The organism is Bradyrhizobium elkanii USDA 76 (assembly GCF_023278185.1).
In the GTDB taxonomy this organism is placed as follows: Bacteria; Pseudomonadota; Alphaproteobacteria; order Rhizobiales; family Xanthobacteraceae; genus Bradyrhizobium; species Bradyrhizobium elkanii.
This window is the reverse complement of record NZ_CP066356.1, coordinates 3,892,732-3,918,971: the sequence shown is the minus strand read 5'-3', so window position 1 is coordinate 3,918,971 and position 26,240 is coordinate 3,892,732. Positions and strand designations below refer to the sequence as shown.

The window sequence follows — 26,240 nt, the reverse complement described above, 5'->3', positions numbered from 1 at the left end:
TGCTAGTGTCCTCCGGCGCGCTGGGCGGCGATCGCGGCGGTGCGCTTGAGCAGCACGCCGGCGGTTTTGGTCCGGTAAGCGATGGTGCCGCGCTTGTCGTCGATCGGACGACAGGCGGCGCGGCACGCGGCGGCCGCGGCTTCGAGCGCGGCATCGTCGAGCTTCGAGCCGATCAGCGCCTTCGCCGCCGGCGCAACCAGCAGCGCGGTCGGCGCCACCGCGCCGAGGCCGACGCGGGCCGCGGTACAGACACCATCCTTCAGGGTCAGGCTGACGCCGATGCCGACCACCGCAATGTCCATCTCGGTGCGCGGGATCATCCGCAGGTAAGCGTCACCCGAGCCTTTCGGCCGCGGCGGTAAGGTGAAGCTGACCAGGATCTCGCCCGGCTTGAGGTTGGTGCGGCCAGGTCCGGCCGGCACATCCTCAACCTTCATGTCCCGCCGGCCGTTCGGACCCTGCACGGTGACGACGGCGCCCGCCGCAATCATCGCCGGCACGCTGTCGCCGGCCGGTGAGCCGTTGCAGAGATTGCCGCCGGCGGAGGCGCGGCCCTGCACCTGCTTTGAGCCGATCAGGTTCACGGCCTCGAGCACGCCGGGCCACACCTTGCCGAAGCGCGCGTGCTCGGCGAGCTCCATGCCGGAGACGGCGGCGCCCACGCGGAAACCGCCATCGGCGGTTTCGCTGATTTCGGTCATCTCGCCGATTTTCTTGATGTCGACGATCAGTCCCGGCCGCACCAGGCCGGAGCGCATTTGCACCAATAAGTCGGTGCCCCCTGCCATAATGCGGGCGGCACTCCCGGCGGCAGCAAATGCGCCAATCGCTTCGTCAAGCGTGCGCGGTGCTACGTATCGGATATCGGTCATGACGGTTCTTTCGGTCTCCCTCGACTGCTTGTTCCCTTAAGATTTGCGGGATGTAGCCTTATTGCTGGCCGGCAGAGCGCGAGCCTACACGGCGGATCGGGGTCCGAACAGCCTGCGAGGTGCGGCAGGAAACGCAGGCTCCTATGCAGGATGCGGACTTGTGCGGTGCCGGCGGCGGCGCCGCCGAAGGTCATCGGACGTTCCACGTCACCTGTCCGCGCGAACCTGCGCCGAGATTCAGAGATCAGCGGCATGGCCCTTGCTTGCTTTGCGTCACGGATTGGTGAAGCATGCGGCTCGCTGCGGCATGCATGCCGGCGCAACGACAAATCGGGGGACGGCGAATGGTCGATGTTTCGCGCAGAACGCTCCTCAAGCTTGCGGCCGGCGTGCCGCCGGCGATCGCGGCGCCGGCCATCCTGTCATCGCGCGCCCTTGCCGCCGGCAAGGGCAAGACCATCACCGCAGTGATGCATTCGGACCTGCGCATCATCGATCCCGGTTTCACCACCGCCTACATCACCCGCGACCATGGCTACATGGTCTACGACACGCTGCTCGGCATCGATTCAAGCTTCAAGGTCCGCCCGCAAATGGCGGACTGGGCGATCTCCGACGACAGGCTCACCTACACCTTCACGCTGCGCGACGGCTTGAAATGGCACGACGGCGCGCCCGTCACCGCGGAGGACTGCATCGCCTCGCTGAAGCGCTGGACCGCCGTCGACGGCATGGCGCAGAAGCTGGCCGAATTCACCGCTTCCCTCGAGGCGAGCGGGCCGAAGACGATCATGCTCAAGCTCAGGGAGCCGTACGGCCTCGTGCTGGAGTCGCTGGCAAAGCCCTCCTCCTACGTTGCCTTCATGATGCCGAAGCGGCTCGCGGAGACGCCGCCGGGCAAGCAGATCGCCGAGCAGATCGGTTGCGGGCCGTTCAAATTCGTCAGCGCGGAATTCCAGCCGGGCGTCAAAGCCGTCTATGAGCGCAACGCCGACTACGTGCCGCGCAAGGACAAGCCGGATTGGCTGTCGGGCGGCAAGGTCGCGAAGGTCGATCGCGTCGAATGGGTCACGATGCCCGACGCGCAGACCGCGATCAACGCGCTGCAATCCGGCGAGATCGACTTCCTGGAGCAGCCGTCGGTCGACCTGCTGCCGGTGCTCGAGGCCAACTCCGATCTCACCGTGGCCGTGCTGAACAGGTTCGGCTTCCAGATCGAGGGCCGGATGAATTTCCTGCACCCGCCGTTCGACAACCCCAAAATCCGCCGCGCGGCCTTCCTGGCGATGAACCAGAAGGACGTGCTCGACGCCACCGTCGGCAACGCCAAATACTACGAGATCTGCGGCTCCTATTTCGCCTGTGACACGCCGCTCGCCAGCGACGCCGGCGCGGAGACGCTGATCAAGGGCAACGGCATGGCCGAGGCGAAGAAGGCGCTCGCCGCCTCGGGCTATGACGGCACGCCCGTCGTGATCATGATCCCCGGCGACGTGCAGACGCTGAAGGGGCCGCCGACCGTCGCGGCGCAGCTGTTGCGCGCGGCCGGCTTCAACGTCGACGCGCAGGTGACGGACTGGCAGACCGTGGTGAGCCGCCGCGCCAGCCAGAAGCCGCCCAAGGAAGGCGGCTGGAACCTGTTCTTCACCTTCACCGGCGCGACCGAGGTGATGAACCCGATCGTCAACAACCAGATCGCCGCCAACGGCAAGCGAGCCTGGTTCGGCTGGCCCGAAGACGCCAAGCTCGAGCAGATGCGCGACACCTATGCGCGCGCCACCTCGCCCGAGGAGCAGAAGAAGGTCGCGGTCGAGATTCAAAAGCAAGCCTACGAGCAGGTGATCTATATCCCGCTCGGCCAGTTCCGCTTGCCGAGCGCCTGGCGCAAATCGCTCACCGGCGTGCTGGAAGGCCCGGCGCCGCCTGTGTTCTGGAACGTCGACAAGACCGAATAGCTGCAGCTGCGCGCGGCCAAAATATCGAAAACAACCCCATGCAAAGGAGCTGGCGGCGGCCGGCGTTCGACAAAGCAGCTTGACACGTCGGGCAACTCAGTGACATATTTCCAATATTCCGAAATCGTGTTAACGGCCGGTGGGGCCGCGAGCGTTGAAGGAATGACCGCCCCCCTGAGAAAAAGGGAGGCCGCCAGCAAGGCGACCTCCCGGATCTGCTTAGTATGAAGCGATCCTCGTTGCGGTCGGTGGACAAATAGGCTGGCCAGCTCGGCAACGTAGACTAAGCATAGCTCACTTGCTGTCAGATCTCGTTGATCGACGTCAAAGCCTTGCCGGTTCACCCGTCGCATGATGAGCACAGGGCGACTTGGCTTTTCGGCGGAGTGATGAAAATGCCTCGATATATCGTGCGCTTTATGAAAACGGTTTCGGGTGACAATGGACGGGAAGCCGAGATTTGCCAACGTTTTATTGAAGTAGACGCACCAAACCAATGCAGCGCAGCCGAACTGGCGAAGACAAAGTTCTGCGAAGCGGAGCGCCTGAAAGATTGGTCGATCCACGCAGATCGGTTCTGCGTTTTGGATGCAGAGTTTCCCTCCTAGATATTGACGCATGTCAACGTCGTGTTGGGATGCCTCATCCATACTTTAAATTATGCATATGGAGACTTGATCATGGACAATCGCCAATTGCAGCAGATGGTTCTCGATGAACTCGATTTCGAGCCCAGCATCGATTCAGCGAACATTGGTGTTGTAGCGGACGATGGTGTTGTGACCTTGACGGGCCATGTTCCGAGCTATGCGCAGAAGGTTGCGGCCGAGCAGGCAGCGCGCCGCGTTAAGGGCGTCCACGGCGTCGCGCAGGAAATTGAAGTGCGCTACGCGAGCGACAAAAGGACCTCCGACGACGAAATCGCGAAACGGGCGTTGAGTATCATTCGTTGGGACACGACCATCCCGGACGATGCGGTTCAGGTCACTGTCCAAAAAGGGCTGGTGACTCTTACAGGAAAGGTCGCCTGGCAATTCCAGAAGAATGCTGCCGAGAAGGCGGTCCGGAGATTGTCCGGCGTCGTGGGCGTGCTCAACGATATCGAGCTCATTCCCCGGCCGATTGCTTCGGATATTAAAAAGAAAATCGAGCAAGCACTGACTCGCCGCGCTCACATTGAAGCGGACGCTATTCGTGCGAACGTGACGGATGGGAACAACGTCAAGCTCGAAGGCAAGGTGGACTGCTGGGATGAAAGACAGGCGGTCGAGCGAGCGGCCTGGTCGGTGGATGGCGTTCAATTCGTTCAAGACCGGCTGACAATCGGCCGATGATGTAGCGTGCATGAGGCGGCGCGGTCGTGTCGAGCCGCCTCATGAGCCGCCTTCCATCGATCTGCTGGAGGTTGACTCCGTGCGACGAGGCTTCACCCTTCCCGATCTGGAGCAAAAACTCGCCTCGCTTTCAGAGGGCTCGTTGCTCCAGATTGCACATCGCGATTACGAACGATTGTTCGGCACAAACGACGCAGCTCTAACTCGTGTTCGGAATTTCGCGCGAAGTCATCTGTGCGTCGCAGTTTTCGCGGACCACGCCGTCCTGTTTCGAAAAGGCTTCGAAGCGTCAGTCAACCAAATGAAATCTGGCTCGCAAACCTAGGTCTGTTCACTTCCCAGGGGCAGCGCTTTGCATTGAAGATGCCGGCACATTTTGCATGTTCCGTCCGATTAGCTTATTGGCCCAATCGGCGGAGCGGCGCCGTGGACCACATGGACCAGTTTGTAGCGCGTGCCAACATTGAGCACTATCTCGAGGTTTGACGCGATCAAAGCCGGCCGCAAGGCGATGGTTCGGTCATTCTGCTTGGCCATATTGGCAGATGAGCATCTGCTCGAGGCTGTGCAGCAGCGCCTTGATGCAAACCCACAAGCTATTCGCCCTTAACGATTGGTCGAACCGGACATCTCGGAAATCAACATGAAATCCCTCGAATTGAAATTCCGTATACGCGACAGGGCTGCTGATCGAGCCTTAGACATTCACAAAATTAGAAATTTCGCTGAAGACCTCAGCCTGCATTTGAAGGACCTTGGCAGACTGCCGATGGATGAGGCTGATCGGGCCACCGATACGGTCGTAGTGCATGACGTTCACTCCCGACAACTCCGTCGCTGCCGAGTTCACGTAGATAGATTTCTGGAAAAACACTTCCTCTCGGACGATTGTGACATCATTGAGCATCATTGAACCGGCGGTCTGCTTTTCCGGTACTGGCCCATAGCTGACGATCTGCATGGACGATCGGGAACGTCCGCTCTTCTCGGTGAAGCGGAAGTCCCCGGCTCGGTCGCTATGGGCGGCTTTTGACCCGTGGCAGACATTCGTCGCCAGCCATCTGCTGCGCTACACGGTCAGCAGCTTTTCCAGAAACGCCAGCGCGGAGTGCTTGAGATGGTCGAGGTCATCAAAATCGTAGACTTCGAAGCGCTTATCTAGCGAAGGGCCTAGGACATTTGCCCCGTCCTCATAAATCCAAAGTTCGTAGCGTCCGAACGTAACTCTCACGTCGTTGGAAGGAGTTGTACTTTCCGTCAGTACTCCCTTGCCGTTAAGCAGATGGACCGCTTCCTCGTGAAGTTCGGCCTGAAAGCTCATGCGATGTCTCCCCTGGAATGGGGTTTCTATTGGTGGCCACCCTCGTACCTGGTCAAGCCTACGATGTCTCATATCGGCCCATAACTGACGGTCTGCATGACGATCGCGAACGTCGGCTCTTCGAGGTGAACCGGAAGTCACCCGGCTCGGTCGGCTTTGACCCAAAATGGGAATCAAAGCTCGATCGCTGGCAAAAATCACCGAACACAGCAGCACGCGCCGTACCGGGTTGCTCGCGGCCGTGCGTTGCGGTCGGGCAACACTTTCTGGAAAAGCGTAGCGCCGACGGCTTCCGCCCATTGCGCGTTTCCATTTTGATCCGAATGATCGATGCCGTCGCGTGCTGGGCGGTGCAACAGGGCTCGGATCGAGCCTTTGGAGGCTACGGGGTGATGAACCCGCGGCGAATTGCGACTCCGGAAATGTGCGGGACCGTCGTTCTCGCAGGTTGGCTCGTTGCCTGGCTTGCCGGCTCTGCCGGCATCGGGAACACCGGCGCAGTGTCCATCGAGGACCTCGCACCATCTCTCGCCGCCAACGCCGAACCGGCTGATACGCGACAGGCCATTGCAGTCGACAACGTCACCAAAGTGAATGCTGAAGCAGCGATGGCTGCAGAACCCGTAACGGGGCCGGCGTCCGACAGGATGGCCTCGCCGCAGGCAGCCGTCATGGGTAACGCTGTCGCTAACGCCGATGCGGCGATGGCGGTTGAATCGGTGCCGGCGACGCCCCCTGATGCGACGGCGACCTCGAGCGAGCCGAAGTCAATCGTCGTGGCTGCGTTGCCGGATTCATCGCAGACGCTGCCGGCCGAAACATCGCCGGTGCAGGCGGCGACGGCGAGCCTGCCTCCAGTGTCTGGTGACACCGAGGAGGTCGCGAGACCCCTGGATATTTTCGAGGAGTGCCTCGTCGTCGATGTCTGCATCGACCGATACCTGTGGGCGCTCTACGAACGGACGCCGAAGCAAGACACGATCAGCGTACAAGAGCAGCGGAAAGTGACCGTCAAGAAGAAGCGCAAGACGGTGACTGTCACCAGGACGTTCACCAGGCGCGTCGACAACGATTTCACGTGGAAGGATCCGAAGGCGGCGGAGCGAATGGGCATGCCGATGATCGACTACGTGATTGGAGGGGTGGATCGGAGCTTCAAGCTCAAGCTGTTTCACGCGCTTTACGCGGCCGAGCAGGCCGGGTTGGCGCCCGGCATCACCAGCGCGTTCCGTGATGACTACCGTCAATCGATCGCGAGCGGCCTGAAGGCGGCGTCCGACAAGTCATACCATGGAGGGAGCTTCCGTGGCGGCTATGGCCACGGGCTTGCCGTCGATGTCGTGAGCGTCAAAGGCGCGACGCGGGCGGAGCGTTGGGTCACCACCGAGGCCCTTTGGAAATGGATCGACGCGCGTGGACCGGATTTTGGAATCGGGCGACCGTATCTCGATCGAGATCCACCGCATGTCGCGCCGATAGACGGCAAGGAATACGCCGCTCACCGCGGCGGGACGAAAGCTCAGCACGCGGAAGCGGATCGCAAGAAGCGCGACCGGGGCGCTGTACGGGTCGTAGCGAAACGATCAAAGACCGCAAAAGCGTCGAAGGGGAGAACGATCTGATCGGGTTCAGCTGCGCGTTCCAACACGACGCGGGCAATAATGCCTAGCAATCCCATCATCGTGCAAAAATACGGCGGCGTCTGTCTCGAAACACCGGCAAGAATCCGCGCGGCCGCGAGCAGTGTCGCCGATTTGCATGGCCGTGGTCATCGTGTCGTGGCGATCGTTTCAGCGATGGGCAAGACCACCGATGAACTCGTCAGGATGGCCTATCAGGTCAGCCCGCATCCCAATCGCCGCGAACTCGATATGCTATTGACCACCGGCGAGCGCATCAGCATGTCCTTGATGAGCATGGCGCTGTCCGATCTCGGCGTGCCGGCGATCAGCTTTACCGGCAGTCAGGCCGGTGTCATGACCGACGGGTCCCATTCCTCCGCACGCATTCTGGATGTGCGGCCCATTCGCGTGCGCGAAGAGCTCGATCGTGGACGCATCGTGGTTTTGGCGGGCTTTCAGGGCGTGAACCCGCTGACCAAGGAAATCACGACGCTTGGCCGGGGTGGCAGCGATACCACCGCGGTCGCCATGGCTGCTGCGCTCAAGGCGGAGTGCTGCGAGATTATCAAGGAGGTCGACGGAGTTTGCTCGGCTGACCCGCGCATCGTCGCGGACGCAAAACCCTTGCGTCAGCTGGATTTCGCATCCCTGTCCGAAATGTGCTTCTGGGGCGCCAAAGTCCTGCACTTTCGCAGCGTGGAGCTGGCCCACAGCCAAAACGTGCCTTTGGTCCTGAGAAAGTGGGGCGGCGCGCGACACAGCACGCAAGTGATGAAGGAGGTCGCAGACATGGAGAACGGAAAAGTCCTGGCCGTCAACTCGATGGCTCGCATTGAGCATGTGGAGATCGATTCGGCGGACCTCAATCAAGGCTTCGAGAAGTTCGCGCGGCATCTCCAGCAAAATGGCTTGCCTTGGCCGCAACTCCTCGCCTCGGCTTTCACCGCCGAAAAAACCCGCATCATGATGACTTGCGATTCTGAGACACTCGACGCGTTGCTGCGTACACTGGAACGGAGCAAAGACCTGCGCAAACAGCGCGAGACGCTGAGTTCGGTGAGCCTCACTTGCTTCGGCGGCATTTCCTCGGACCTGCCATACAAGGCGGTTCAGATTCTGCAACGTCACGGAATCATCGCCGACAAGTATGTCTTGTCATCGCATTCGGTAAGCTTCTTTGTTCCGGTGGAGAGCCGTGAGGCCGCGGTCATGGCTTTGCATTCGCTGATCTAGTTGAAATTTGGCAAGGGACGACGTCGCCCGTTGGCATCGGCAAGGTGCAGGCCGCCTACTTCCGGATGATCAACGAGCGGGGCGGCATCAACGGCCGCCGGATCAATCTGATCTCCCACGACGATGCCGCGACGCCGGAGAAGACGGTCGAGCAGGTCCGCAAGCCCCTTCCCTGAGGAAATCCGAACCTTTTATCAATGCCCGAGCCGTGCCTCCGTGCCGGCCAGCAACCGCTGAATGTTGGCACGATGGCGCACGATCACGTAGATGCCGCCTGCGATCACCAGCAAGCGATAGGGCAACGGCTGCTCGAGGCTGCAGACGAGGACGATCGCCGTCAATGCCGCCAGCATCGAGCCGAGGGAAACAATCCGAAAGACAGCCACCACAGCGCCAAAGACCGCCGCAGCACCGAGGCCGACCGGCCAGGACATCGCCAGCAACACGCCGAGCCCGGTCGCGGCGGATTTGCCGCCGGTGAAATTCAGCCAGATCGAACGGCCGTGCCCTAGCAACGCGGCAAGTCCGGTCAGGCAAACAGCCCACGACACGCACGTTTGCGGATCAAGCGCTGCCGGCGGCGTGACGGATGGCAAGGTGTACAACCAGGGATAAAACCAGCGGGCGAACAGGATTGCCGCCATGCCTTTCAGCACGTCAACCACGAGCACCGCCAATGCGGGCCACTTCCCGAGGGTTCGCAATACGTTCGTTGCCCCGGTGGATTTGGAGCCATGCTGGCGGATATCGATGCCCCTGAGCAGCTTCCCCGCCAGATACCCCGTCGGCGTCGAACCCAGCAGATAGGCGATCGCCAGTCCAGCCACACCCGCGATCCAGAAGATCATGTCAGTCACCTCGACGCCCTCGGCGGCGCGTCCATCAATCCTAACGCGGATGCCACCAGCGTCCGCCGATCACGACGCCTTCGGATGCGACCTTGCGATCGCCGGTCAGGTGCTCGCCGACCACATCGACATAGTCGAACGTCCCCTGCCGGACCGAGAGCAGCGTGGCGTCGCCGACGCTGCCCGGCTTGAGGCTGCCGAGCTCCGGCCGCCGCAACGCCATCGCGGCATTGACGGTGGACGCCGCGATCACGTCCGGCAGCGGCATCCCCATGCAGAGGAATTTCGACATCGTCGTCACCTGGTCGAAGGCCGGTCCGTCGATGCAGAGCTGATGGATGTCGGAGGAGATGGTGTCGGGATAGAAGCCGTTGGCGAGCATCGCGCGCGCGGTCTTGAAGGCGAACGAGCCCTTGCCGTGGCCGATGTCGAACAGCACGCCGCGCTCGCGCGCCTCCAGCACGACCTTCTTCACCGTGCCCTGCGCGGTCGCGGGCGTGTTGGGGAACGGACGGAACGCATGGGTCAGCACGTCGCCCGGACGCAGGCGCGCGAGCACCTCCTCATAGCTCGGCGGCGGATGGTCGATATGCGCCATCAGGGGCATGCCGACCTGCTCGGCAACCTCGAGCGCGATCTCGAGCGGCACCAGCCCCGAGGTGCCCGAGGCGAACAGGCCGACCCGCACCTTGATGCCGACGATCAGGTCGCGGTTCTCGTCGGCGACCCGCGCCGCGTCGATGGGATTCATCAGCCGCAGCTCCTCGCTCTCGCCGACCATCACGCGATCCGAGAAGCCGAAGATGCCGGCATGCGAGACGTGCAGATAGGCGAGGATGCGGACCTGGCTCGGCTCGATCACATGCTTGCGGAAGCCGGCAAAATTGCCGGGGCCGGCGCTGCCGGTATCGACCGAGGTGGTGACGCCGGAGTTGCGGCAAAACTCCTCCGCATCGATGCCGAGCGAGGTGCCGCCCCAATAGACATGGGTGTGCAGGTCGATGATCCCCGGTGAGACGATCAGCCCCGAGACGTCGCGGACCTCGGTGGCGGGATCGGCTTGCAACTCGCGGCCGAGCGCAGCGACCTTGCCCGCGGCAAAGCCGACATCGGTCACGGCATCGAGTTTTTGCGACGGGTCGACCACCCGTCCGCCGCGCAGGATCAAATCGAAAGGCATCGTGTTCTCCGGATTCGGTCCGGCACGATGGTCGAGTTCGCCGGCGCCTGCAAGCCAGTCAACCGACACGGGCCTGTTGGGAAACCGGCGCGGTCGCTGTCGCGCGATCCGCGCCCCTGTCAGCAACCATCTCCGTTGCCCTGTCCGCTCCGTTGGCCGACGCGACGATGGCCGCAATGGCCGGATGATGCGCCGCCTCCGAGGCAGCAATGGTCTCGCGGGCCCAGCGGTACGAGGACTCGAAGATTTCCTGATGGCGGTCGAAATCGGTGACGTCGATGCCGTCGGGCGTCGGCGGACGCATCACCATGTCGAGCGGCGTGGTCGGCAACGTATCATAGCGCTGATGCGCAACGAGGCTTCGCCACAGCACGTTGACGGCGCTCGGCGCGGCCGGGAGCAATTTCTTGCGGAACGGCGTCAGCAGCGACGCAAGCAGCTCAAGCCGGCCCGGCAGCGCGGCATAGTCGACGTCGAACATCTCGGTTGCCGGGTCGCCGAAATGGACCACCAGATTCGGTCCGCTCTTCATCTGGTGCATCTGCGCCAGCGGAACGTTGTCGACGAGGCATCCGTCAACCAGCATCGAGCCGTCCCTTGTATAGAACGGCGGCAGCAGACCGGGGATGGCGCTCGACGCCCGCACCGCCTGCCACAGCAGACCGGTGCGGATCAATTCGAGATTGTGCGTCGACAGATTGGTCGCGACCGCCGCGAACGGCCGCCAGCAGTCCTCGATCCGGCAATTGTGGCCGTACTGATCGGCGAGCGCGGCATCGAACGCCTTGTGGTCCAGCAGCGCGTAGCGCGGCCAGGTCGGGCGGCGAAAGCTGCGGCTGGAGACGAAGATCTCATGCGTGCCGCGCTCGAGATGCTCGGCGTCGTAGTTCTTGGCAAAGCCCGCCGCCATCGCCGAGCCGACGCTGGTGCCGACAAAGATATCGAACATCGCGCCGCGCTCGCGAAACGCCTTGTAGACGCCGACATGCGCCGTGCCGAGGCTGCCGCCGCCGCCGGCGACAAATCCGACGGCGCGACCGCACAGAAAGCGAACAAGGCTGTCGATGTCGAGCTGGTCCTCGAGCGCGACATGATGGTGCATGAAGCAGGGCAGCCGCGCCAGCCACGCCGCGGTGCCGCTGACCTCGTGGCGCCTGACATCATGAACCCGGACGAGGCGCCGCGTCGACGCCGGATGCACTCCGCAGGCGAAGCGCTCGATCTCCGTCAGATCGGGCGTGGGCGCATGGCCACGGCAGGCGAACACGACAAGGTCGGCCTGGCGGATGGTTTTCCGCGCCCAATCCGACGCGTCAGGACCACCGAAATAGGCCACCAGCGGCGCGTCGTACTCGATCCTGTTGAGCCAGTCGGCGACTTCGGATGCGTCCAGCGCGCGGCCGGGAAACATCGCCTGGACCCGCGCGAGGTCGACGATCTCGGCACCCGCAGCGGCAAGGCCTTCGCGCAACCTGTGCTCAAAGGCGGCAGGCACCGGTTCGCGTCCACCCGAGATCAGCGCGACGGTGCGCGCCTTCGGTGACGCCCGGAGCGGCAACAGACGCGCGGTCTCGGTGGCAAACCGCCGCGCGAGCGCAGCCAGCAGCGCCTCGACGATCTCGGGCGTTTCCCGCGCCAGCGTCGTATAGGCGGCGCGCGTCAACACCAGCACGCTGGTATCGCGGATCGCAATCACATTGGCCGTGCGCGGGATATTGGCAAAGAAGCCGATCTCGCCGACCAGCTCGCCGGCGCGAAGCTCCGCGATCGGTTCGGGATGACTGGTCCGGTACACCGCGAGCGCGCCGTGCAGCACCAGAAACAGCGCGTCGGAGGCGCCGCCCTGCTCGACCAGCAGCTCGCCGCGCACGAGGTCGCGCCGGGTCATTGCGCCAAAGGCAATCCGCCGCTGCTCCGCGCTGAGGGTTCTGAACAGCGCGAAGTCCTCGGACACGTTTCCCCACGCAAACGTCGCGCTCGGCGGCACACGGTTCGAATGCATGCTCCGATGTTAGCGCCGGGCCGTCGTCCCGGCGAGCGATATCAGGGCCCAATCGCCGCACCCTGGTCACAAATCCTTGGGAGCACTGCAGCAGGACTTGCAGCATCCGCCATCTGCTTCACCCGACCAGTTCCGGCCACGGCACGATGGTCGACTTCACCGTCTTCATCGCCATTGCGTCGGCAACCGCGCGGACGATGCCGTCTTCGGTGAACGGATAGATCGTCTGCATGTCGAGCCAGGGATATTTGTTGCGCGTGCGGTAGAGCATGTCGACGCCGAGCGGCAGGTCGTTGCCGGTAAAGCCCCAGGAGCCGAGCACGTTGAGATCCTTGGTGCAGATGCGGTGCCATGACGTGTTGATCGAGCCGGCATCGGTGAACTGCCCCATCTCGACATAGGTGCCGCCGTCGCGCAGCATCTCGATGCCCTCGGGGCCGGCGGTCGGATGGCCCGAGCAGTCCATGACGAGGTCGGCGCCGAAACCGCCGACGATGTCGCGCACCGCCTTGATGCGCTGCTCCGGCGTCTCGAGCTGCTCGATATCGACGGTCGCCTCGGCGCCGAACTTGCGCGCCAGCGCAAGGCGCGGCGTCTCCGGCGCGCCGACGCAGATCACGCGCCCTGCGCCCATTTCCTGCGCGGCGGCGACCGCGAGGATGCCGATCGGCCCCGAGCCCTGGATCACCACCGTGTCGCCCCATCTGACGCCGCCGGCGCGCGTGGCGCGGTTGAAGGCGCGGATGCAAGAGGTCAGAGGCTCGGAGAGCGCGCCGAGCCGCAGCGACATGTCGTCAGGCAATTTGTAGATCTTGGTGCCGGGCAGCATGTCGAGATCGACATAGACATATTCGGCCCAGCCGCCCCACATGTGCGGCGCCTTGACGAAGCCGAGATAGCGGCCGTAATAGACCGGCGTCAGGCACTTGTTGGCGCTATCGGGATAATGGATGCAGTAGTAGCAGCGGCCGCAGGGCATCAAGGGCGGGATCATCACCTTCGATCCCACCTGCAGCGGCTTGCTCATGAAATCCTCGGTGAACTCCGCGCCGCATTCCACGATCACGCCGCCGAGCTCATGGCCGAGCGTGAACGGCCACGGCAACGGCTTCGGCCAATGTCCCTTCAGGATGTGCAGATCGGTTCCGCAAACGCCACAGGCGCCCACCTTGATCAAGGCCGCCTTTTTGCCGATTTCCGGCCATGGCACTGTCCGGATTACCGGCTTGGCTCCAGGTCCATCATGCGTGCAGACGCGGATCTGCTCCATCGGTTCGCTCTCCCTGTCCTTGTCGTTGGGCCGGGTTCGGCCGAGCCGACTTTAGGTCAGGACGATTGGGATGTCATGAAGGCCTGTCATGAAGGTCTTCATGACAGACCTTGGCGGAACGAGGCGCTTCTAGTCCTGGCGGAGTATTTTCCGCAAGGAGGCATCGATTGTGAAAGCAGCCGAGGGCGAATTGGCTTGTAGCATTGCGAGGAACGACACCATGAATCCTGGTATCGAAGGTATCGTCGGCATGTACGTCAAGTTGGGCGAACTGGACACGCTGCAACGCATGAAGGAGCATCGACAGGGCTTGCTCGACCAATGCGTCGATACCGCGAATTTCAGCTTCGATGTGACGAGGTCGATCTACAAGAGCGACCTCGAGGTGATCGAGGCCGGCATCGAGAGTCTGTATGGCGAGATCGCCGGTCATGTCGACGTCGTCAACGAGAAAAGGATTGCCGGCTGGGCCCTTTACAATCAACACCCCGACAAGAGGGTTGCGATCGATATCTACTTCAACGGCGACCTCGTCGGCGAAGTCGTTGCCGACGAATTCCGCAACGATCTTCTCAAGCTCAACAAGGGCGATGGACACCATGCCTTCGTCTTCGTGCCGCCAAGCGGGTCCTATCAGCCGCCGCTGCAGATTGAGGTCCGCGCGGCGAAACGAAAGGTGCTGAAAGCCGTGGCTGTTGAACCACCGGCGGCGGCAGTCGAACCGGAAACCGCTGTCGAACCGGAAATGGACGCCGAGACCAAATAACCTCTCCGCGTCGCTTCCGCACGCCCCGGATCCGCTGGGCGCCGCCAACCCGGCTGAAGCCGCCGGCCGCAACCGCGCATCTTCACTCACACTTCTCTTGCACCGTGTGCGGGTTCCCCGCCTCAACCGTAACGCCCCGTTAACCCTATCGGCCTTAGGGTCGTCGGGGCTCCGAATGGACGGTGGCCGGGTTTGTCGTGATGTCGTTTGCACAGAAGAAAACTACCGTCGTCCCCGTAGCCGAGGAGCGGCGGCGCTTCCAGCGCGTCAAGGTGCACCTGCTCGGCCGCTACATGCTGCCCGACCGGCGCGAGTTTCCCTGCCAGATTATCAACATGTCGCCGGGCGGCCTCGCTTTGCTGGCGCCGGGCATCGGCAATGTCGGCGACCGTGTGATCGCCTATCCCGTCTTATTCGCGAGAGGGCGCCTGAGAGGCTGGCGAGCGTGGTGTAAAGCGCTGATGCGGCGTAGGATTCGGTTGTGAAGCCAACCCCATCACCTCAACCGCGAACGCCACGCCCGCCATGACCGATGATACGATTTCAGACCACTATCGAGAAGCAAGAATTCAACACAAATAAAACCTCTGCCTCGCGCTCGATCTCTTCATGCTTGATAGTCTCGTTTCGGAGGCTGATCACCTACCGCGTCTAATAGGCCGCTCGCGCCGGTTTCTTTGGACGCGGCACGACCGCGACTCCACGTTTCGGCACAGAAATGATCGGGAGTCACTCAATCTTTCTTCAACTTAACCCGTCTTATTCGTAAGAGTGCGTCTGAGGGGTAAAGCGCTGATGCGGCGTAGGATTCGGTTGCGAAGCCAACCCCATCACCTCCAACCGCGAACGCCACGCCCGCCATGACCGACGATACGATTCCGCCCTTCTCGTTTCCAGCCGTTCACGCCAAGAAAGTCACAGCTGCCTTCGATGGTGGGCGCCTAACCTCGAACGGGGGCGTGATGCTTCTGGCGATGGCCGAGCGGCGTCTCGGTTTGGCCAACAATCTGGCCCGGGTGTTCCCGGATCGGCGCGATCCGACGCGGGTCGTGCACAGCCTTGTCGATATGTTCCGCGCGCGCATGTTCGCGATCTGCTGCGGCTACGAGGACGCCGACGACCTCGATCATCTGCGGTCCGATCCCGCATTCAAGCTGGCCTGCGGACGGCTGCCGGACACGGGCCGCGATCTGTGTTCCCAACCGACGCTGTCGCGGCTGGAGAATGCTCCGCGCCTGCGCGACGTGATCCGACTGACCTACATTTTGGTCGACGCATGGATGGATAGCTACCCGCGCGAGCCGGCATCCGTCACGCTCGACATCGATGATACCTGCGATGTCGTCCACGGCCATCAGCAGCTCTCGCTGTTCAACGCTCATTATGACGAACGCTGCTTCCTGCCGATCCACGTCTACGACACGGAGAAGAGCCGGCCCGTGGCCGTCGTGCTGCGGCCCGGCAAGACGCCGGGCGGCGTCGAGGTGCGTGCCCATCTGCGCCGCCTGGTACGGCATATCCGGACGCGATGGCACAACACGCAAATTACGTTCCGTGGCGACGGGCACTATGCCCGGCCGGAGGCAATGGCGTGGTGCGAGACCAACGGCATCGACTACATCTTCGGTCTGTCCGGCACCAAGCCTCTCGCCAGAAAAGTCGACGAGGTCGCCGACGACATCCGCACCCGACGCGCCATCGAGAACCTGCCGGTTCTGCGTGGCTATACCGAGACGCGCCACAAGGCAAAGTCCTGGGATCGCGAACGGCGCACCGTCGCCCGTATTGAGGCGACGATGCTCGGCCTCGACATCCGCTTCGTCGTCACCAGCCTCGATGTCGGCTCGGCCGAGTGGATCTACGACAGCCTGTATTGCGCGCGCGGCCAAGCCGAGAATCTGATCAAGCTGCATAAGACGCAGCTCGCCTCCGACCGCACCAGCTGCCGTTCGGCGCTCGCCAACCAGGTCCGTCTCGTGCTCCATACGGCCGCTTATTGGCTGATGCTGACCGTGCGCGACGCCATTCCCAAAGTCCGGGAATTGGCCGCTGCCGAGTTCGCGACGCTGCGTCTTCGGCTCTTGAAAATCGCCGCCCGTGTCGTCGAGACCACGAGCCGCATTCGCCTTGCGTTTGCCGCGGCATGTCCCGAAGCCGACCTGATCTGCGGCTTGCCCGGCGCGCTGCTGCCGCTCGGTCCTTGACCGGCGGGGCGTCCGCCCCCGTTCGCCCAACCCATCCCTCAAGCGCGTTGCAAAGTACCGGTCGTCAGGCGGCGAAAAGCCGAAGGCAATCCTGTGCGCCTCGTCAGAGCAGATGTGCGGCCACATCAATCGGACTAGAAAAACGCACTCTCACGAATAGGACGGGCTATCTCGACCATATCGGCCGGGTCGAAGGACGCATCACCCGCATCATCGACAACGGCTTTGCGATGACGATCGGCGCCACCGCGCGCAAGCGCGACAAGCTCGCCGCGCAGCTGACCTGGCTCGCCAACCGCGACATCCTCAATCTGCCCGAGGATCGCCGCCACGACCGTATCGTACCGCGCAACCCGATCGCCCTGCTGACCCAGGAAGACGGCACGCGGATGACCTGCCGCATCATCGATCTTTCCCTGTCCGGTGCTGCGATTGCCGCCGAGAACCGCCCGCCGCTGAAATCGCTCGTGATGCTCGGGCGGGTGCAGGCCCGCGTGGTGCGAAATCTCGAGGAAGGCTTCGCGCTCGAGTTCGTTCACGAGCAATCGGCGGAAACGCTCGAAGAGAGCGTTACCGCGAGGTAAAGCGAAAAACCGCTCAAGACCCCTGTTTTGGCCCGCGAAGGCGGCCACCGGTGCACCGGTGGCCGCCTTCGGCGCGCTTGGCCCGGTGAAAATCGGCGGTTAACGGCCGCAGCGCTTGACGCAACAAACCGCTCTGGCGCAGCGCTTGTCGGGTTAATGCATAAAATTTGAATCAATTGCAGTTGTTTCAAATTTTACGCGAATTCGATTCAAGTACAGTTCGAATTCGCCGCAGCTTTTACCAGTATTCGCGTCAAATCTACTTTGCGTACTTAGCGGCGGCGCAAAAGCTTTGTGCGAAACGTGGTCCCAACAAGAAGAACGGGGGCCGCGATGTTTGGGTTCAGGGGACAGGGGAAAGGTTTGGCGGTTGCCGCCATTCTGTTTGCGACGTGCGTGTCGGCCAAGGCCGGCGACGTGGTCTACGCCAGCCTGGGTGACGTTGCGCGTTCGCCGATCGGCTGGGTCGAATTCTGTGCCGACAATCCGGGCGAATGCCGCGGCGGCGCGACGCAACCACGCGACATCGTGTTGTCGCAGACCGCTTGGCGGGACCTCGTACGGGTCAACAAGTGGGTCAACGAGTCCATCAAGCCGATGACCGACATGGATCATTGGGGCGTGATCGAGAAATGGTCGTTGCCATCCGACGGTTATGGCGACTGCGAGGACTACGTGCTCCTGAAGCGCAAGATGCTGATGGACGCCGGCTGGCCCCGCGAGGCGCTGCTGATCACGGTGGTCCGCGACAAGAAGGGCGAAGGCCACGCGGTGCTGACGGTGAAGACCGACAAGGGCGAGTTCGTGCTCGATAACCAGAACGAGAGCATCGTCGCCTGGACCGACACTGGCTACCGCTTCGTCAAGCGGCAGTCGCAGGGCGATCCCAATGTGTGGGTCTCGCTCGGCGACAACCGCCCCGCAGTTGCAACGGCAAGCTCGCGCTGAGCGGACCTGAGGATTTTCGAGTTCGCGACCCGGTCACATCCCCACCCCTCCCCGTCCCAGACCGGTTCGCGCGCGGCCAGCCTTCCCCCAAAGGCTGGCCGCAACCTTTTTGAGCGGCGTCGATCGACGCCTGGAAGAACCGCTCGAGAAACGCCGCGGTCTCGTCTGAGATGCCGACGATCTTGTTGGTGGCCTGGCGATAAGCTCCCAGCTTGACATCCTGGCATTGTCATTATTGAATTGAATTCAATTCAGCCAATGAGCCCACGATGGACGCGAACCTGGGGACACGGGAACGGCTGCTCTCGGCAGCGCAGGCCGAACTCATCGAGGGCCACGGACATCTCGAGATGCAGGCCGTCGCGAGACGGGCGCAGGTCTCGGTCGGGCTCGCCTACCATCACTTCGGATCGAAGGCCGGCCTGATCGCCGCCGTGGTCGAAGGCTTCTATGAACAGCTTGATGCGGCGGCATTCGGCGGTGCCAAGCTGTCCGCCACCGACTGGGCGGACCGGGAGAAGGCGCGGATCGGCGCCTATGTCGCCTTTCACTACGATCACCCGTTTGCGCCCCTCGTGATCGGACCGCTCAGCCGCGCGCCCGAGGTGCTCGATGTCGAGACCGCCTTCACCGGCCGGCAGCTTGCAGCCGGCGCCCGCATGCTCGAGGCGGCCCAGCGCGACGGGATCGTGCCCGGTGGCATCGACCCTCACCTCGCCATCGCGCTGATGATCGGCGGCATCCGCCAGGCGCTGATCGGGGCGCTCATGAGCGAAAGACGTCCTGATCCGGCAAGGCTGACCGGCGACATCTGGGTCTTCATGGCCGCCGCGTTGGGCTTGCCTGCCAAACCCCTGTCCGCGCGGCCAAGAGCCACGCGGCGCAGCCGCAGCTAAGCTTCAGCCAGAACCCGAACATCGGTGACCATCTTGTTCAACCCGCACGATTTTCACGCTCCGCAATCGTCCTACAGCAAGCCGGATCTGCTGCGCTCGAGCGAAGGCGGCTATTTCGGCCCGGGCAACGCGCAACTGCCGGCACCGCCGATGCTGATGATGGACCGCATCACCGAGATCAGCCTGGACGGCGGCGCCTTCGGCAAGGGCCATGTCGCCGGCGAGCTCGAGATTGCTCCGGACCACTGGTTCTTCGCCTGTCACTTCGCCGACGACCCCGTGATGCCCGGCTGCCTCGGCGTCGACGCCATGTGGCAGATCGTCGGCTTCTGGCTCGGCTGGTCGGGCTCGCCGGGCAAGGGCCGCGCGCTCGGGGTCGGCGAGGTCAAGTTCAGGGGGCACATCACGCCGGACGTCAGGGTGGTGCGCTATGAGGTCGACATACGCCAGGCCCGGCGCGGTCGGCTGGTGCTGGGCATCGCCGACGGCCGGGTGCTCGCCGACGGCGCCTGCGTCTATCTGGCAAAGGACATGAGGGTCGGCCTGATCGCGCCCAGAGGCTGAATTCGGGAGCTTGGATTCGCGTCGGCCAGTGGCCGATCGGCGCCTCGAGCAGGCCGAGCAGCGCGGCCGAAGATTAACATGTGATACAAATTTCCCTGCTGCCGCAGTGGTCTACACACCCCCCGGTTTTGCCCGCGCCGAGGTTTGTGCTATTTCGAACCTTTCAATTGATATCCGGTTGTTGGTCGCATGGTCGAACTTGCCCCCCGGAATTCACAAGCCAGCAGCCTGATTGGCGTGCAGCCGATCGCGATCGGCGCCGTGGCACTGGTGCTCGTGCTGTTCGGGATCGGCTCGATTGCGCTGTGGCGCGCCTTTACCGGCAACGTGCCGGAGACCGACCGGATGGTCGCCGCGCGTCAGTTGCAGGCGCGGACCGCCCAGGTCTCCGAGGCCCTGGTGGAAAAGACCAAGGGGATGGAGGTGACCCAGCAGGAATCCATCGACCAGTTGCAGGAGGTGCAGGACCAGCTGCAGACCATGCGCAAGCAGTCCGCCTTGCAGGCGGCCGATGCGAAGAGGCTCTCCGACCAGGTCGCCGCGCTGACTGAACAGGTCGAAGGTCTGCGCCAGTCGCTGGCGAGCGCGCAGGCCAACGAGCCGGCCGCCGAGCCCGCGCCGCGCAAGCGCTCAAAGGCGACCCGCAGCGCCAACCGGAAGCGCCACAGGTCGCGCGGTTGACGCCCCCGAAAGGCCGGCGCCCGGCGAGGTGGCCAGCCATAAAAACGCGCCAAATCCCGAGCAAGATCATCATCTAACGGGGAACGTTCGGGCTCACGGGCCGCTGCAGCGGCCGATCAGGAGTGCCCGCTACCGTGAATTAATCCGGACTTTGTGAACTGGTTCACATATCGGCTTTCGAATCCGAGTCATCTTCGAACGACCGGATGGCGTGAGCCGATTTCAATATCCGGGGCTGGCAAGGTCGTTGACGGTATACTACGTCGACGGCCTTGTTTTTTTGGGCCCTTGAATCCCACTCGGGACCGCCCACCAAGAACGCGGCCCTCGCCGCGCGAAAGATGCAGACCGGCTGAAGGAATACGGCGTGCTCAGCCGATGGCTCTGCCTGCGCAGCACCACCGCGGCAAAAGCCGCGGCGACCGGCACAGCGGCCTATTTGGTGCGACCACCTCGCAGTCGCAGCCGTGCAAGCTTCGGCTCGAGCTCGCGGAGCATGAAGATCAGCGCAACGGCAAGACTCGCAACAACCACCATGAGCAGCAAGGTCAGGTCAGGAATGGTCAGCATCTCTGATGTCCTCTGGGCCCGGCTTCAATCGCAGCCGGACCATTGGTTTTCGCGGCGCGCTCACGCACGGACTGCTGCAAGGCGCTGCAAGCTGCATACCAGTGCGCGACCCAGCGCGGCGGCCGGGCATCGAAACGCCGGCCGCGCCGATCATTGCAAGACCATCAGCATGGCGACCGAATGGACCGGCCATGCGTGAGCGAATGGCTCAATTGCAAACCTGCACCGGCCGAACGCGCCAGCCATACGGTGTCATCACGCCGCGGCGCACGATGTAACAGCCGCCGTAACCATAGCCGTAGCCATCGTCATAGCCGTAGCCCGCGTAGTATGGATTGCCGTAGTAGCCGTCATAGTAATCGTAGGCGCCATAGCCCAGCCCGAAGCCGACCGCTGCCGCCGCGAGCGGATAGCCCCAGCCGCCCCAGCCGCGCCGATAGTAGCCGCCATTCCAGCCGCCACCACGCCAGCCTCCGCCGTGCCAGCCGCGGCCGGCCCAACCGCCGCCGATCGCAGCCGACCGGAAGCCACCGCCACCGCCCATGGCCCGGAATGCGGCGCCGCCGCCGTGGAAGCCGCCAAATCCGCCACCGCCGCGGAAGCCGCCACCACCATGAAAGCCGCCGCCACCGAAGCCACCGCGTGCCGACGCAGCATCGACGGTGAACAGACCGACCGAGGCCGTCGCCAGCAAGGCAATCATCGTTTTACGCAACATCACCCGTTACTCCTTTTTTCAAAGGCTTTGCTTTCAAGCCTCCTCCGCCGCGTTCTGCGCATGCTAACCCAATCTAGGACCGCGGCTTCTACCGCGCGCCTATGTCGCGCTCACATCTGCGCGACCCGCGTTCATCGAAGCGCGGCCGTCAGAAGTTAGCAGCCGCGGCAGATGCCTTTCGTACGGCGCTCGACCGCCTTGTTCTCGTCGGCGATGGCCTTGTCGACGCTCTCGGTCGTCGTTGCCGAGCCGGTGGTAACGCCTCTACCGGTATTGGAGCCGCCGGAGGATTGCGCGGTCCCGGCGCTGTTGGTCCCGGGCGGTGACATCCCTTGCGGCGATGTCGGGCTGGCTGACGAAGGGCCGCCGCTCCCGGTACCTTGGGCGACGGTAACCGCGGGCGCCAGCACAATCGCGATTGTCGCGAGCGCGGTGGTGACAGATAGTTTGCGCATGGCAATTCTCCCTTGCGGACGTCAACGGGTCCGCAAAACGCCGGTTCCCGCAGGCGTTGGAGCAATACAGTTTGGGAGCAATGCAATTTGCGCAAGCTGATCGAGTTTGACGACGACACTTTCGACAAGCTGAAGCAGCTCGGGCGCGACCGGATGGCGACCTTGCAGGAGCTCGCCGACGAGGCTTTCGCCGACCTGCTCAAGAAGCACGGCATTCCGATCGACCTGAAGGATGCGCTGCGCAAGAGCGCAAGACTTCAGGAGGCAACGAGACCGCAAGACGCAGCGAAGCCTCGCACCACGGCAGCAAACGCCGCGCGCAAGCGCGGCCGCAAGCGCTGAGGCCTCAGCCGATCTTCTTCAGTCCCGCTTTGTATTGCGGACCCCTGATCGCGTAGGACTTCGCCGGCCGCGACAGCGCTTCGGCCTGCGCCGCGTCAAGCGTACGCACCACGCGCGCGGGCGCACCGATGATCAGGGAATTTTCCGGAAACTCCTTGCCTTCGGTGATGACGGAGCCGGCACCGACCACGCTGCCGCGCCGGATCCGCGCGCCATTCATCACGATCGATCCCATCCCGATCAGCACGCCGTCTTCCAGCGTGCAGCCGTGGACGATCGCATTGTGGCCGATGGTGACGTTGTTGCCGATGCTGAGGGGAAAGCCGGGATCGACGTGCAGGGTGGAATTGTCCTGGACGTTGGAGCCCTCGCCGATCTCGATCCACTCATTGTCGCCGCGCAGCACGGCGCCGAACCAGATGCTCGCGGCGGACTTGAGGCGGACCTTGCCGATCACAACGGCATTGTCGGCGATGAAGTAGCTGCCGTCGGCGGGAAGATCGGGCGCCTGCCCGTCGAGTTCGTAGATCGCCATTGAGGTCTCCCTGGAGCGTTTTCGAGCGAAGTGGACACCGGTTCGCGTGAAGAAAACGCGTCGAAACGAAAATCCAGAGCTTCGGTTTCTGATTCAATCAGAACCGAAGCTCTGATCGCAGGAGACCTTGGCACGACGGCCGACATGGTTTCAAGCAAGCGCGACCGTGATCGGCCGCGGATCATGATCGGATCAGGCCAGCACGCCCGCAGCGCGCAGCGTCATCACGAAGAAGGTGCCCGACATCAGGCTCCAGAAGCCGGAGATGACGGTTGCCATCATCACGAATTCGAAGCGACGGCGCTCGATGCGTGCCCCGCGCAGCGTGTTGCGCATGATGATGAACGGTGCGGCGAAGACGAGGAACGGGACTGCGGCGAAGGTCTTCGGCGCCACGCCCTCCTGCAGCAGGCCGAAACCGGCCGGGCGCTCTGCCATCGCCTGGTAGCCGTTGGCCAGTGCGCCCGCGAGCGCAAAACCGATCAGGAGCGAGAACAGGGAATTCAAGGTATCGGGCGACATCGGAACTTCCGCTACGCAACAGGCCACCTGCCCTGCTTCGCAGAATTGGCCGCCGGCCGCCACATCATCCTTAAGGAAAGGTTAACCGGACAGGTCAGGCGCGACGTTTGCGCATGGCCATTCGGTCCCGGATTCCATTGGAATCGTACGGAAATTCCCCGCCACGTGGCATATTCGGCAGATGATTCGGCCACTCCCGACCTGATCTATGCCCTGCTCATGACGCTTCTCTCGACCGCCCAGCATCTCGCCCGCGACACCCGCCGCAACCCGCGCGCGCATCTCGTTCCGATCATCGCCTCGGCCGTCATCGCGGCCGGCGCGATTGCGCTCGTCGCCTATCTGCTGTGGCCGACCTACACGACCATCCCGCCGAGCGATCCGTCGCGGCTGCCGGTGAGCGTCGGCGGCACGCTGTTCAACGTGCCGACCATGGCCGTGCGCATGAAGATCCAGCGCCACTCCGGGCCGCAGGAGCGCGTCGATTTGAGCTTCCTCTATCCGTCGCTGGACGCGCCTGCCGCGCCGAAGCACTACAGCGCCGATACGGTCGAGGACAAGGTGCAGCCGATCGACAGGATCTTCGTGTCGATCGCGGCGCACCACGATTCACTGGCGCCGGACATGCGCCTGCGCACGATCTATCCGCGCTATCTCGACGAGCGCGCAAACACCGATGACGGCCTGACGGCGCGCGCGTTCCGCGACGGCACGCCCTATGGCGGCGAGGAGCTGTTCACGGCGAGCGAGCCGCAGCTGACCGCGCGCTGCACGCGCGATACCTCGACGCCCGGCATGTGCCTCAGCGAGCGGCGCATCGACGGCGCCGACCTGACCTTCCGCTTTCCGCGCAGCTGGCTCGCGCAGTGGCGCGACATCGCCACCGCGATGAACCGTCTCTCCGCGCAGATGCACAGCGCGAAGGGATAGCCGCCTCTTCGCCACCTGTTCGAAGCAAGGCGCCGCCGGATGACAGGCTCCGCGAGGCATTCCGTGGCAGCACCGGTCGACGCATGTTGCGTTTGTCGCCTCGCTGGACTAAAATTTGCTTAGGGGAAGTACGGTCTCCCCTTGAGGCTTCGGTCCAAGACTGTGCAACGCTCGACTCGTCGAGGGCATATGCACATGGACGAAAGCAAGCCAGCAATTCCTTCCAGCCAATTTCCCTTGTGGTCTGCGTCTTCGCGGACCTCGGCGGATATCGATCCTGCCGCCGCAAGGTCAGACGAACGCGTCGCCGGCCGGCGGCAAGATTGCTCCGGGCCAACGCCGCCGGGCGGGAACGATTGCTCGGATGAATCTCTCGTCGCCGTCTATCACTGGAACGGAGAAGAGGTCCGGCAAGGATTTCTCATTGCGCTACGTGCAATGGGAATCGCGGGATTCGATCAACTTCCCGAGCCGGCGGAGCCTCTCGAGTCCGACAGCGTGACGGTGTTCGATCAAATCACTCACGGAGAAGCGAAATAGCAAGCCGGTAACCGCCAAATCAGCAAGCGCGGGGATCCGCATCCTCCCCATCAGATGGACCCTCCATCCAAGTGTGCGTCACCTCGCTTTTGGAGGAGCGACCGATGGATGAGATGGGACTCGTTCTTTTTGCAGTCGCCGCCTTTGCCGGCGGGTTCGTCAGCGGCTTTTCCGGGTTTGCGATGGGGCTCGTCGTGTCCGGTGTGTGGCTGCATATCATCACGCCGGTCCAGACCGCGGCGTTGATCGCGGGCTACGGCCTGCTGACACAGGGTTATGGCATCCTGAAATTGCGTCAGGCGCTGAACTGGCGCGCCATCTGGCCGTTATCCCTCGGCACGACGATTGGCATCCCGACCGGGGTGGTCTTGCTCACCTACCTCAGCCCCGTCCATTTGCGATTTGGTGTCGGCACCTTGCTGGCGCTTTACGCGATCTACAGTCTGGCGCGACCGGCATTCAAGCCGATGAAGATCGGTATCATGGCGGACATCGCCATCGGCCTCGTCAACGGGCTGGTCGGCGGCCTCACCGGGCTTGGTGGCATCGTCTCGACCATTTCCTGCCAATGGCGCGGCTGGACGAAAGACGTGCAGCGCGGGGTGTTCCAGCCGGTCCTGTTCGCCGCCTTTGTGGTGATCTCGATTTCGATGGGCATCACCGGCGCCTTCACGTCGGAAACCGTGAAATTGTACGGCCTGGGTCTGCCGTTTCTGCTCGCCGGATTGTGGAGCGGCTTCAGGCTGTACGGAAAGATCGATGACGAGATGTTCCGCAAGGCGGTGCTGGCGCTGTTGCTGCTCGCCGGCCTGTCGCTGATCGTGCCACCGCTGGTCTCAGGCAGCGCTTGAGTCGTTTGCCCTGGACCCGGCAGCCGGCTTGTCTGCCATCGCGGAGCCTGGGCTTGGGGGATCGGTTGATCCGCGCTGCACGCGCCGATGCTCACCGGCGCGGGCGATCATACGCCGGCGCCGGTGGCAGCGAGAGGCAGTCCTACTCGGCCAGATCCTCTTCCAGGATCGCCATCTGGAACTGGAACGAGCGATCATCGTCCTCGTCGTCGACGAACAGCACGCCGATGAACTCCTCGCCGATATAGACCTCGGCCGAGTCGTCCTTCTTGGGCCGCGGCACCACGCGGATCTTGGGATTGCTGAACACGCGTTTGAGATACGCGTCGAGCTTCCTGACTTCCTGAACGTCCACGGCCGTCTCCAATCGGGTCGATGATTTTCGGGGGAGTTTTAGGACGAGACGGCAAAGATCGCCAGAGCCTTTTCAGGCTTTGGCGACGTGATGTTGCGCACACGACTCTTGTTTGGGCGCGTTTTCGCCGCGATCAGAAAGC

The 26,240-nt window shown here is 63.2% G+C and carries 29 protein-coding genes and 2 pseudogenes; 18 read left to right on the top strand and 13 right to left on the bottom strand.

Translation table 11 applies throughout. The annotated features are described in order from the left end of the window. Positions 1–2: 2 nt before the first annotated feature. A complete protein-coding gene (locus tag JEY66_RS18900) occupies positions 3–863 on the bottom strand; it encodes an FAD binding domain-containing protein (protein ID WP_026192949.1) in 861 nt (286 codons plus the stop codon). 353 nt (positions 864–1,216) lie between these two features. Here JEY66_RS18900 and JEY66_RS18895 point away from each other — a divergent pair, with 353 nt between their 5' ends. The 3 genes from JEY66_RS18895 (at position 1,217) to JEY66_RS18885 (ending at position 4,161) form a co-directional block, all read left to right on the top strand. Continuing rightward, positions 1,217–2,827: an ABC transporter substrate-binding protein gene (locus JEY66_RS18895; protein ID WP_018272307.1), complete on the top strand. Its 1,611-nt coding sequence runs from the start codon at positions 1,217–1,219 to the stop codon at positions 2,825–2,827. Positions 2,828–3,141: 314 nt separating this feature from the next. After that, complete coding sequence (locus tag JEY66_RS18890; protein WP_370143214.1) at positions 3,142–3,435, top strand: hypothetical protein; 294 nt, start codon at positions 3,142–3,144, stop codon at positions 3,433–3,435. Positions 3,436–3,507: 72 nt separating this feature from the next. Beyond that, positions 3,508–4,161: a BON domain-containing protein gene (locus JEY66_RS18885; protein WP_026192950.1), complete on the top strand. Its 654-nt coding sequence runs from the start codon at positions 3,508–3,510 to the stop codon at positions 4,159–4,161. 697 nt (positions 4,162–4,858) lie between these two features. Here JEY66_RS18885 and JEY66_RS18880 read toward each other — a convergent pair. Together JEY66_RS18880 and JEY66_RS18875 are read right to left on the bottom strand one after the other, a co-directional pair. After that, positions 4,859–5,122 carry a hypothetical protein gene (locus tag JEY66_RS18880; protein WP_018272310.1) on the bottom strand — a complete coding sequence of 88 codons (264 nt, stop codon included), beginning with the start codon at positions 5,120–5,122 and terminating at the stop codon, positions 4,859–4,861. Between the two features lie 108 nt (positions 5,123–5,230). Beyond that, the gene (locus tag JEY66_RS18875) at positions 5,231–5,482 is read right to left on the bottom strand and encodes a hypothetical protein (protein ID WP_018272311.1); all 252 of its coding nucleotides are present in this window, start codon (positions 5,480–5,482) and stop codon (positions 5,231–5,233) included. A gap of 17 nt (positions 5,483–5,499) precedes the next feature. Here JEY66_RS18875 and JEY66_RS18870 point away from each other — a divergent pair, with 17 nt between their 5' ends. From JEY66_RS18870 to JEY66_RS18860, 3 genes and pseudogenes are all read left to right on the top strand, one after another. Next, on the top strand, positions 5,500–7,104 hold the full coding sequence (locus JEY66_RS18870) for a peptidase M15 (protein WP_244620815.1): 1,605 nt from the start codon (positions 5,500–5,502) through the stop codon (positions 7,102–7,104). Positions 7,105–7,143: 39 nt separating this feature from the next. Beyond that, the gene (locus JEY66_RS18865) at positions 7,144–8,337 is read left to right on the top strand and encodes an aspartate kinase (RefSeq protein WP_026192952.1); all 1,194 of its coding nucleotides are present in this window, start codon (positions 7,144–7,146) and stop codon (positions 8,335–8,337) included. Continuing rightward, positions 8,337–8,501: pseudogene (locus tag JEY66_RS18860) on the top strand (ABC transporter substrate-binding protein); the annotation flags it as partial. The gene JEY66_RS18865 and the pseudogene JEY66_RS18860, both read left to right, overlap by 1 nt. 30 nt (positions 8,502–8,531) lie before the next feature. Here JEY66_RS18860 and plsY read toward each other — a convergent pair. The 4 genes from plsY to JEY66_RS18840 all read right to left on the bottom strand — a co-directional run bounded on the left by plsY (position 8,532) and on the right by JEY66_RS18840 (position 13,637). After that, positions 8,532–9,185 (bottom strand): glycerol-3-phosphate 1-O-acyltransferase PlsY, encoded by a 654-nt coding sequence (gene plsY, locus JEY66_RS18855; RefSeq protein WP_018272315.1) that lies wholly within the window; start codon positions 9,183–9,185, stop codon positions 8,532–8,534. A 40-nt stretch (positions 9,186–9,225) separates the two neighbouring features. Further along, positions 9,226–10,365, bottom strand: coding sequence for an amidohydrolase/deacetylase family metallohydrolase (locus JEY66_RS18850; protein ID WP_026192953.1), 1,140 nt, complete (start codon positions 10,363–10,365; stop codon positions 9,226–9,228). 58 nt (positions 10,366–10,423) lie between these two features. Then, on the bottom strand, positions 10,424–12,367 hold the full coding sequence (locus JEY66_RS18845) for a patatin-like phospholipase family protein (protein ID WP_018272317.1): 1,944 nt from the start codon (positions 12,365–12,367) through the stop codon (positions 10,424–10,426). Between the two features lie 118 nt (positions 12,368–12,485). After that, entirely contained in the window at positions 12,486–13,637 is a 1,152-nt protein-coding gene (locus JEY66_RS18840) for a zinc-binding dehydrogenase (RefSeq protein ID WP_026192954.1), read from the bottom strand. Positions 13,638–13,857: 220 nt separating this feature from the next. Between JEY66_RS18840 and JEY66_RS18835 the strand changes: the two genes are divergently transcribed. The 8 genes and pseudogenes from JEY66_RS18835 to JEY66_RS18800 all read left to right on the top strand — a co-directional run bounded on the left by JEY66_RS18835 (position 13,858) and on the right by JEY66_RS18800 (position 20,280). Further along, positions 13,858–14,403: a hypothetical protein gene (locus JEY66_RS18835; protein WP_018272319.1), complete on the top strand. Its 546-nt coding sequence runs from the start codon at positions 13,858–13,860 to the stop codon at positions 14,401–14,403. 200 nt (positions 14,404–14,603) lie between these two features. Next, positions 14,604–14,840, top strand: a pseudogene (locus tag JEY66_RS18830) (PilZ domain-containing protein); the annotation flags it as partial. A gap of 423 nt (positions 14,841–15,263) precedes the next feature. Then, positions 15,264–16,607, top strand: a complete 1,344-nt coding sequence (locus JEY66_RS18825; RefSeq protein ID WP_018272321.1) for an IS1380-like element ISBdi2 family transposase — start codon at positions 15,264–15,266, stop codon at positions 16,605–16,607. After that, positions 16,604–17,191, top strand: a complete 588-nt coding sequence (locus JEY66_RS18820) for a PilZ domain-containing protein (RefSeq protein ID WP_080650377.1) — start codon at positions 16,604–16,606, stop codon at positions 17,189–17,191. The genes JEY66_RS18825 and JEY66_RS18820 overlap by 4 nt, the downstream gene beginning before the upstream one ends. A gap of 333 nt (positions 17,192–17,524) precedes the next feature. Continuing rightward, entirely contained in the window at positions 17,525–18,139 is a 615-nt protein-coding gene (locus tag JEY66_RS18815; RefSeq protein WP_026192955.1) for a transglutaminase-like cysteine peptidase, read from the top strand. A 269-nt stretch (positions 18,140–18,408) separates the two neighbouring features. Continuing rightward, positions 18,409–19,035 carry a TetR/AcrR family transcriptional regulator gene (locus JEY66_RS18810; protein WP_018272324.1) on the top strand — a complete coding sequence of 209 codons (627 nt, stop codon included), beginning with the start codon at positions 18,409–18,411 and terminating at the stop codon, positions 19,033–19,035. A gap of 33 nt (positions 19,036–19,068) precedes the next feature. Further along, positions 19,069–19,599, top strand: coding sequence for a bifunctional 3-hydroxydecanoyl-ACP dehydratase/trans-2-decenoyl-ACP isomerase (gene fabA, locus JEY66_RS18805; RefSeq protein ID WP_026192956.1), 531 nt, complete (start codon positions 19,069–19,071; stop codon positions 19,597–19,599). A 189-nt stretch (positions 19,600–19,788) separates the two neighbouring features. Further along, the gene (locus tag JEY66_RS18800) at positions 19,789–20,280 is read left to right on the top strand and encodes a hypothetical protein (RefSeq protein WP_018272326.1); all 492 of its coding nucleotides are present in this window, start codon (positions 19,789–19,791) and stop codon (positions 20,278–20,280) included. Positions 20,281–20,715: 435 nt separating this feature from the next. On the opposite strand, the gene JEY66_RS45150 is transcribed toward JEY66_RS18800, so the two are convergent. The 3 genes from JEY66_RS45150 to JEY66_RS18790 all read right to left on the bottom strand — a co-directional run bounded on the left by JEY66_RS45150 (position 20,716) and on the right by JEY66_RS18790 (position 22,023). Further along, entirely contained in the window at positions 20,716–20,850 is a 135-nt protein-coding gene (locus JEY66_RS45150; protein WP_018272327.1) for a hypothetical protein, read from the bottom strand. Between the two features lie 208 nt (positions 20,851–21,058). Beyond that, positions 21,059–21,568, bottom strand: coding sequence for a hypothetical protein (locus JEY66_RS18795; protein ID WP_026192957.1), 510 nt, complete (start codon positions 21,566–21,568; stop codon positions 21,059–21,061). 155 nt (positions 21,569–21,723) lie between these two features. Next, positions 21,724–22,023: a hypothetical protein gene (locus JEY66_RS18790; protein ID WP_026192958.1), complete on the bottom strand. Its 300-nt coding sequence runs from the start codon at positions 22,021–22,023 to the stop codon at positions 21,724–21,726. Positions 22,024–22,110: 87 nt separating this feature from the next. Here JEY66_RS18790 and JEY66_RS18785 point away from each other — a divergent pair, with 87 nt between their 5' ends. After that, positions 22,111–22,365: a hypothetical protein gene (locus JEY66_RS18785; protein ID WP_018272329.1), complete on the top strand. Its 255-nt coding sequence runs from the start codon at positions 22,111–22,113 to the stop codon at positions 22,363–22,365. 4 nt (positions 22,366–22,369) lie between these two features. Here JEY66_RS18785 and JEY66_RS18780 read toward each other — a convergent pair whose 3' ends face one another. Together JEY66_RS18780 and JEY66_RS18775 are read right to left on the bottom strand one after the other, a co-directional pair. Continuing rightward, a complete protein-coding gene (locus JEY66_RS18780; RefSeq protein ID WP_018272330.1) occupies positions 22,370–22,900 on the bottom strand; it encodes a gamma carbonic anhydrase family protein in 531 nt (176 codons plus the stop codon). Between the two features lie 192 nt (positions 22,901–23,092). Further along, positions 23,093–23,422 carry a DUF6949 family protein gene (locus JEY66_RS18775; RefSeq protein WP_016840676.1) on the bottom strand — a complete coding sequence of 110 codons (330 nt, stop codon included), beginning with the start codon at positions 23,420–23,422 and terminating at the stop codon, positions 23,093–23,095. A 219-nt stretch (positions 23,423–23,641) separates the two neighbouring features. On the opposite strand from JEY66_RS18775, the gene JEY66_RS18770 reads away from it, so the two are divergent. The 3 genes from JEY66_RS18770 to JEY66_RS18760 all read left to right on the top strand — a co-directional run bounded on the left by JEY66_RS18770 (position 23,642) and on the right by JEY66_RS18760 (position 25,743). Then, positions 23,642–24,352, top strand: coding sequence for a hypothetical protein (locus JEY66_RS18770; protein ID WP_026192959.1), 711 nt, complete (start codon positions 23,642–23,644; stop codon positions 24,350–24,352). Positions 24,353–24,547: 195 nt separating this feature from the next. After that, positions 24,548–24,892: a hypothetical protein gene (locus JEY66_RS18765; protein WP_170198527.1), complete on the top strand. Its 345-nt coding sequence runs from the start codon at positions 24,548–24,550 to the stop codon at positions 24,890–24,892. 104 nt (positions 24,893–24,996) lie between these two features. Next, the gene (locus JEY66_RS18760) at positions 24,997–25,743 is read left to right on the top strand and encodes a sulfite exporter TauE/SafE family protein (protein WP_018272332.1); all 747 of its coding nucleotides are present in this window, start codon (positions 24,997–24,999) and stop codon (positions 25,741–25,743) included. 142 nt (positions 25,744–25,885) lie between these two features. On the opposite strand, the gene JEY66_RS18755 is transcribed toward JEY66_RS18760, so the two are convergent. Further along, entirely contained in the window at positions 25,886–26,098 is a 213-nt protein-coding gene (locus tag JEY66_RS18755; protein ID WP_021077729.1) for a DUF3126 family protein, read from the bottom strand. Positions 26,099–26,240: the final 142 nt, after the last annotated feature.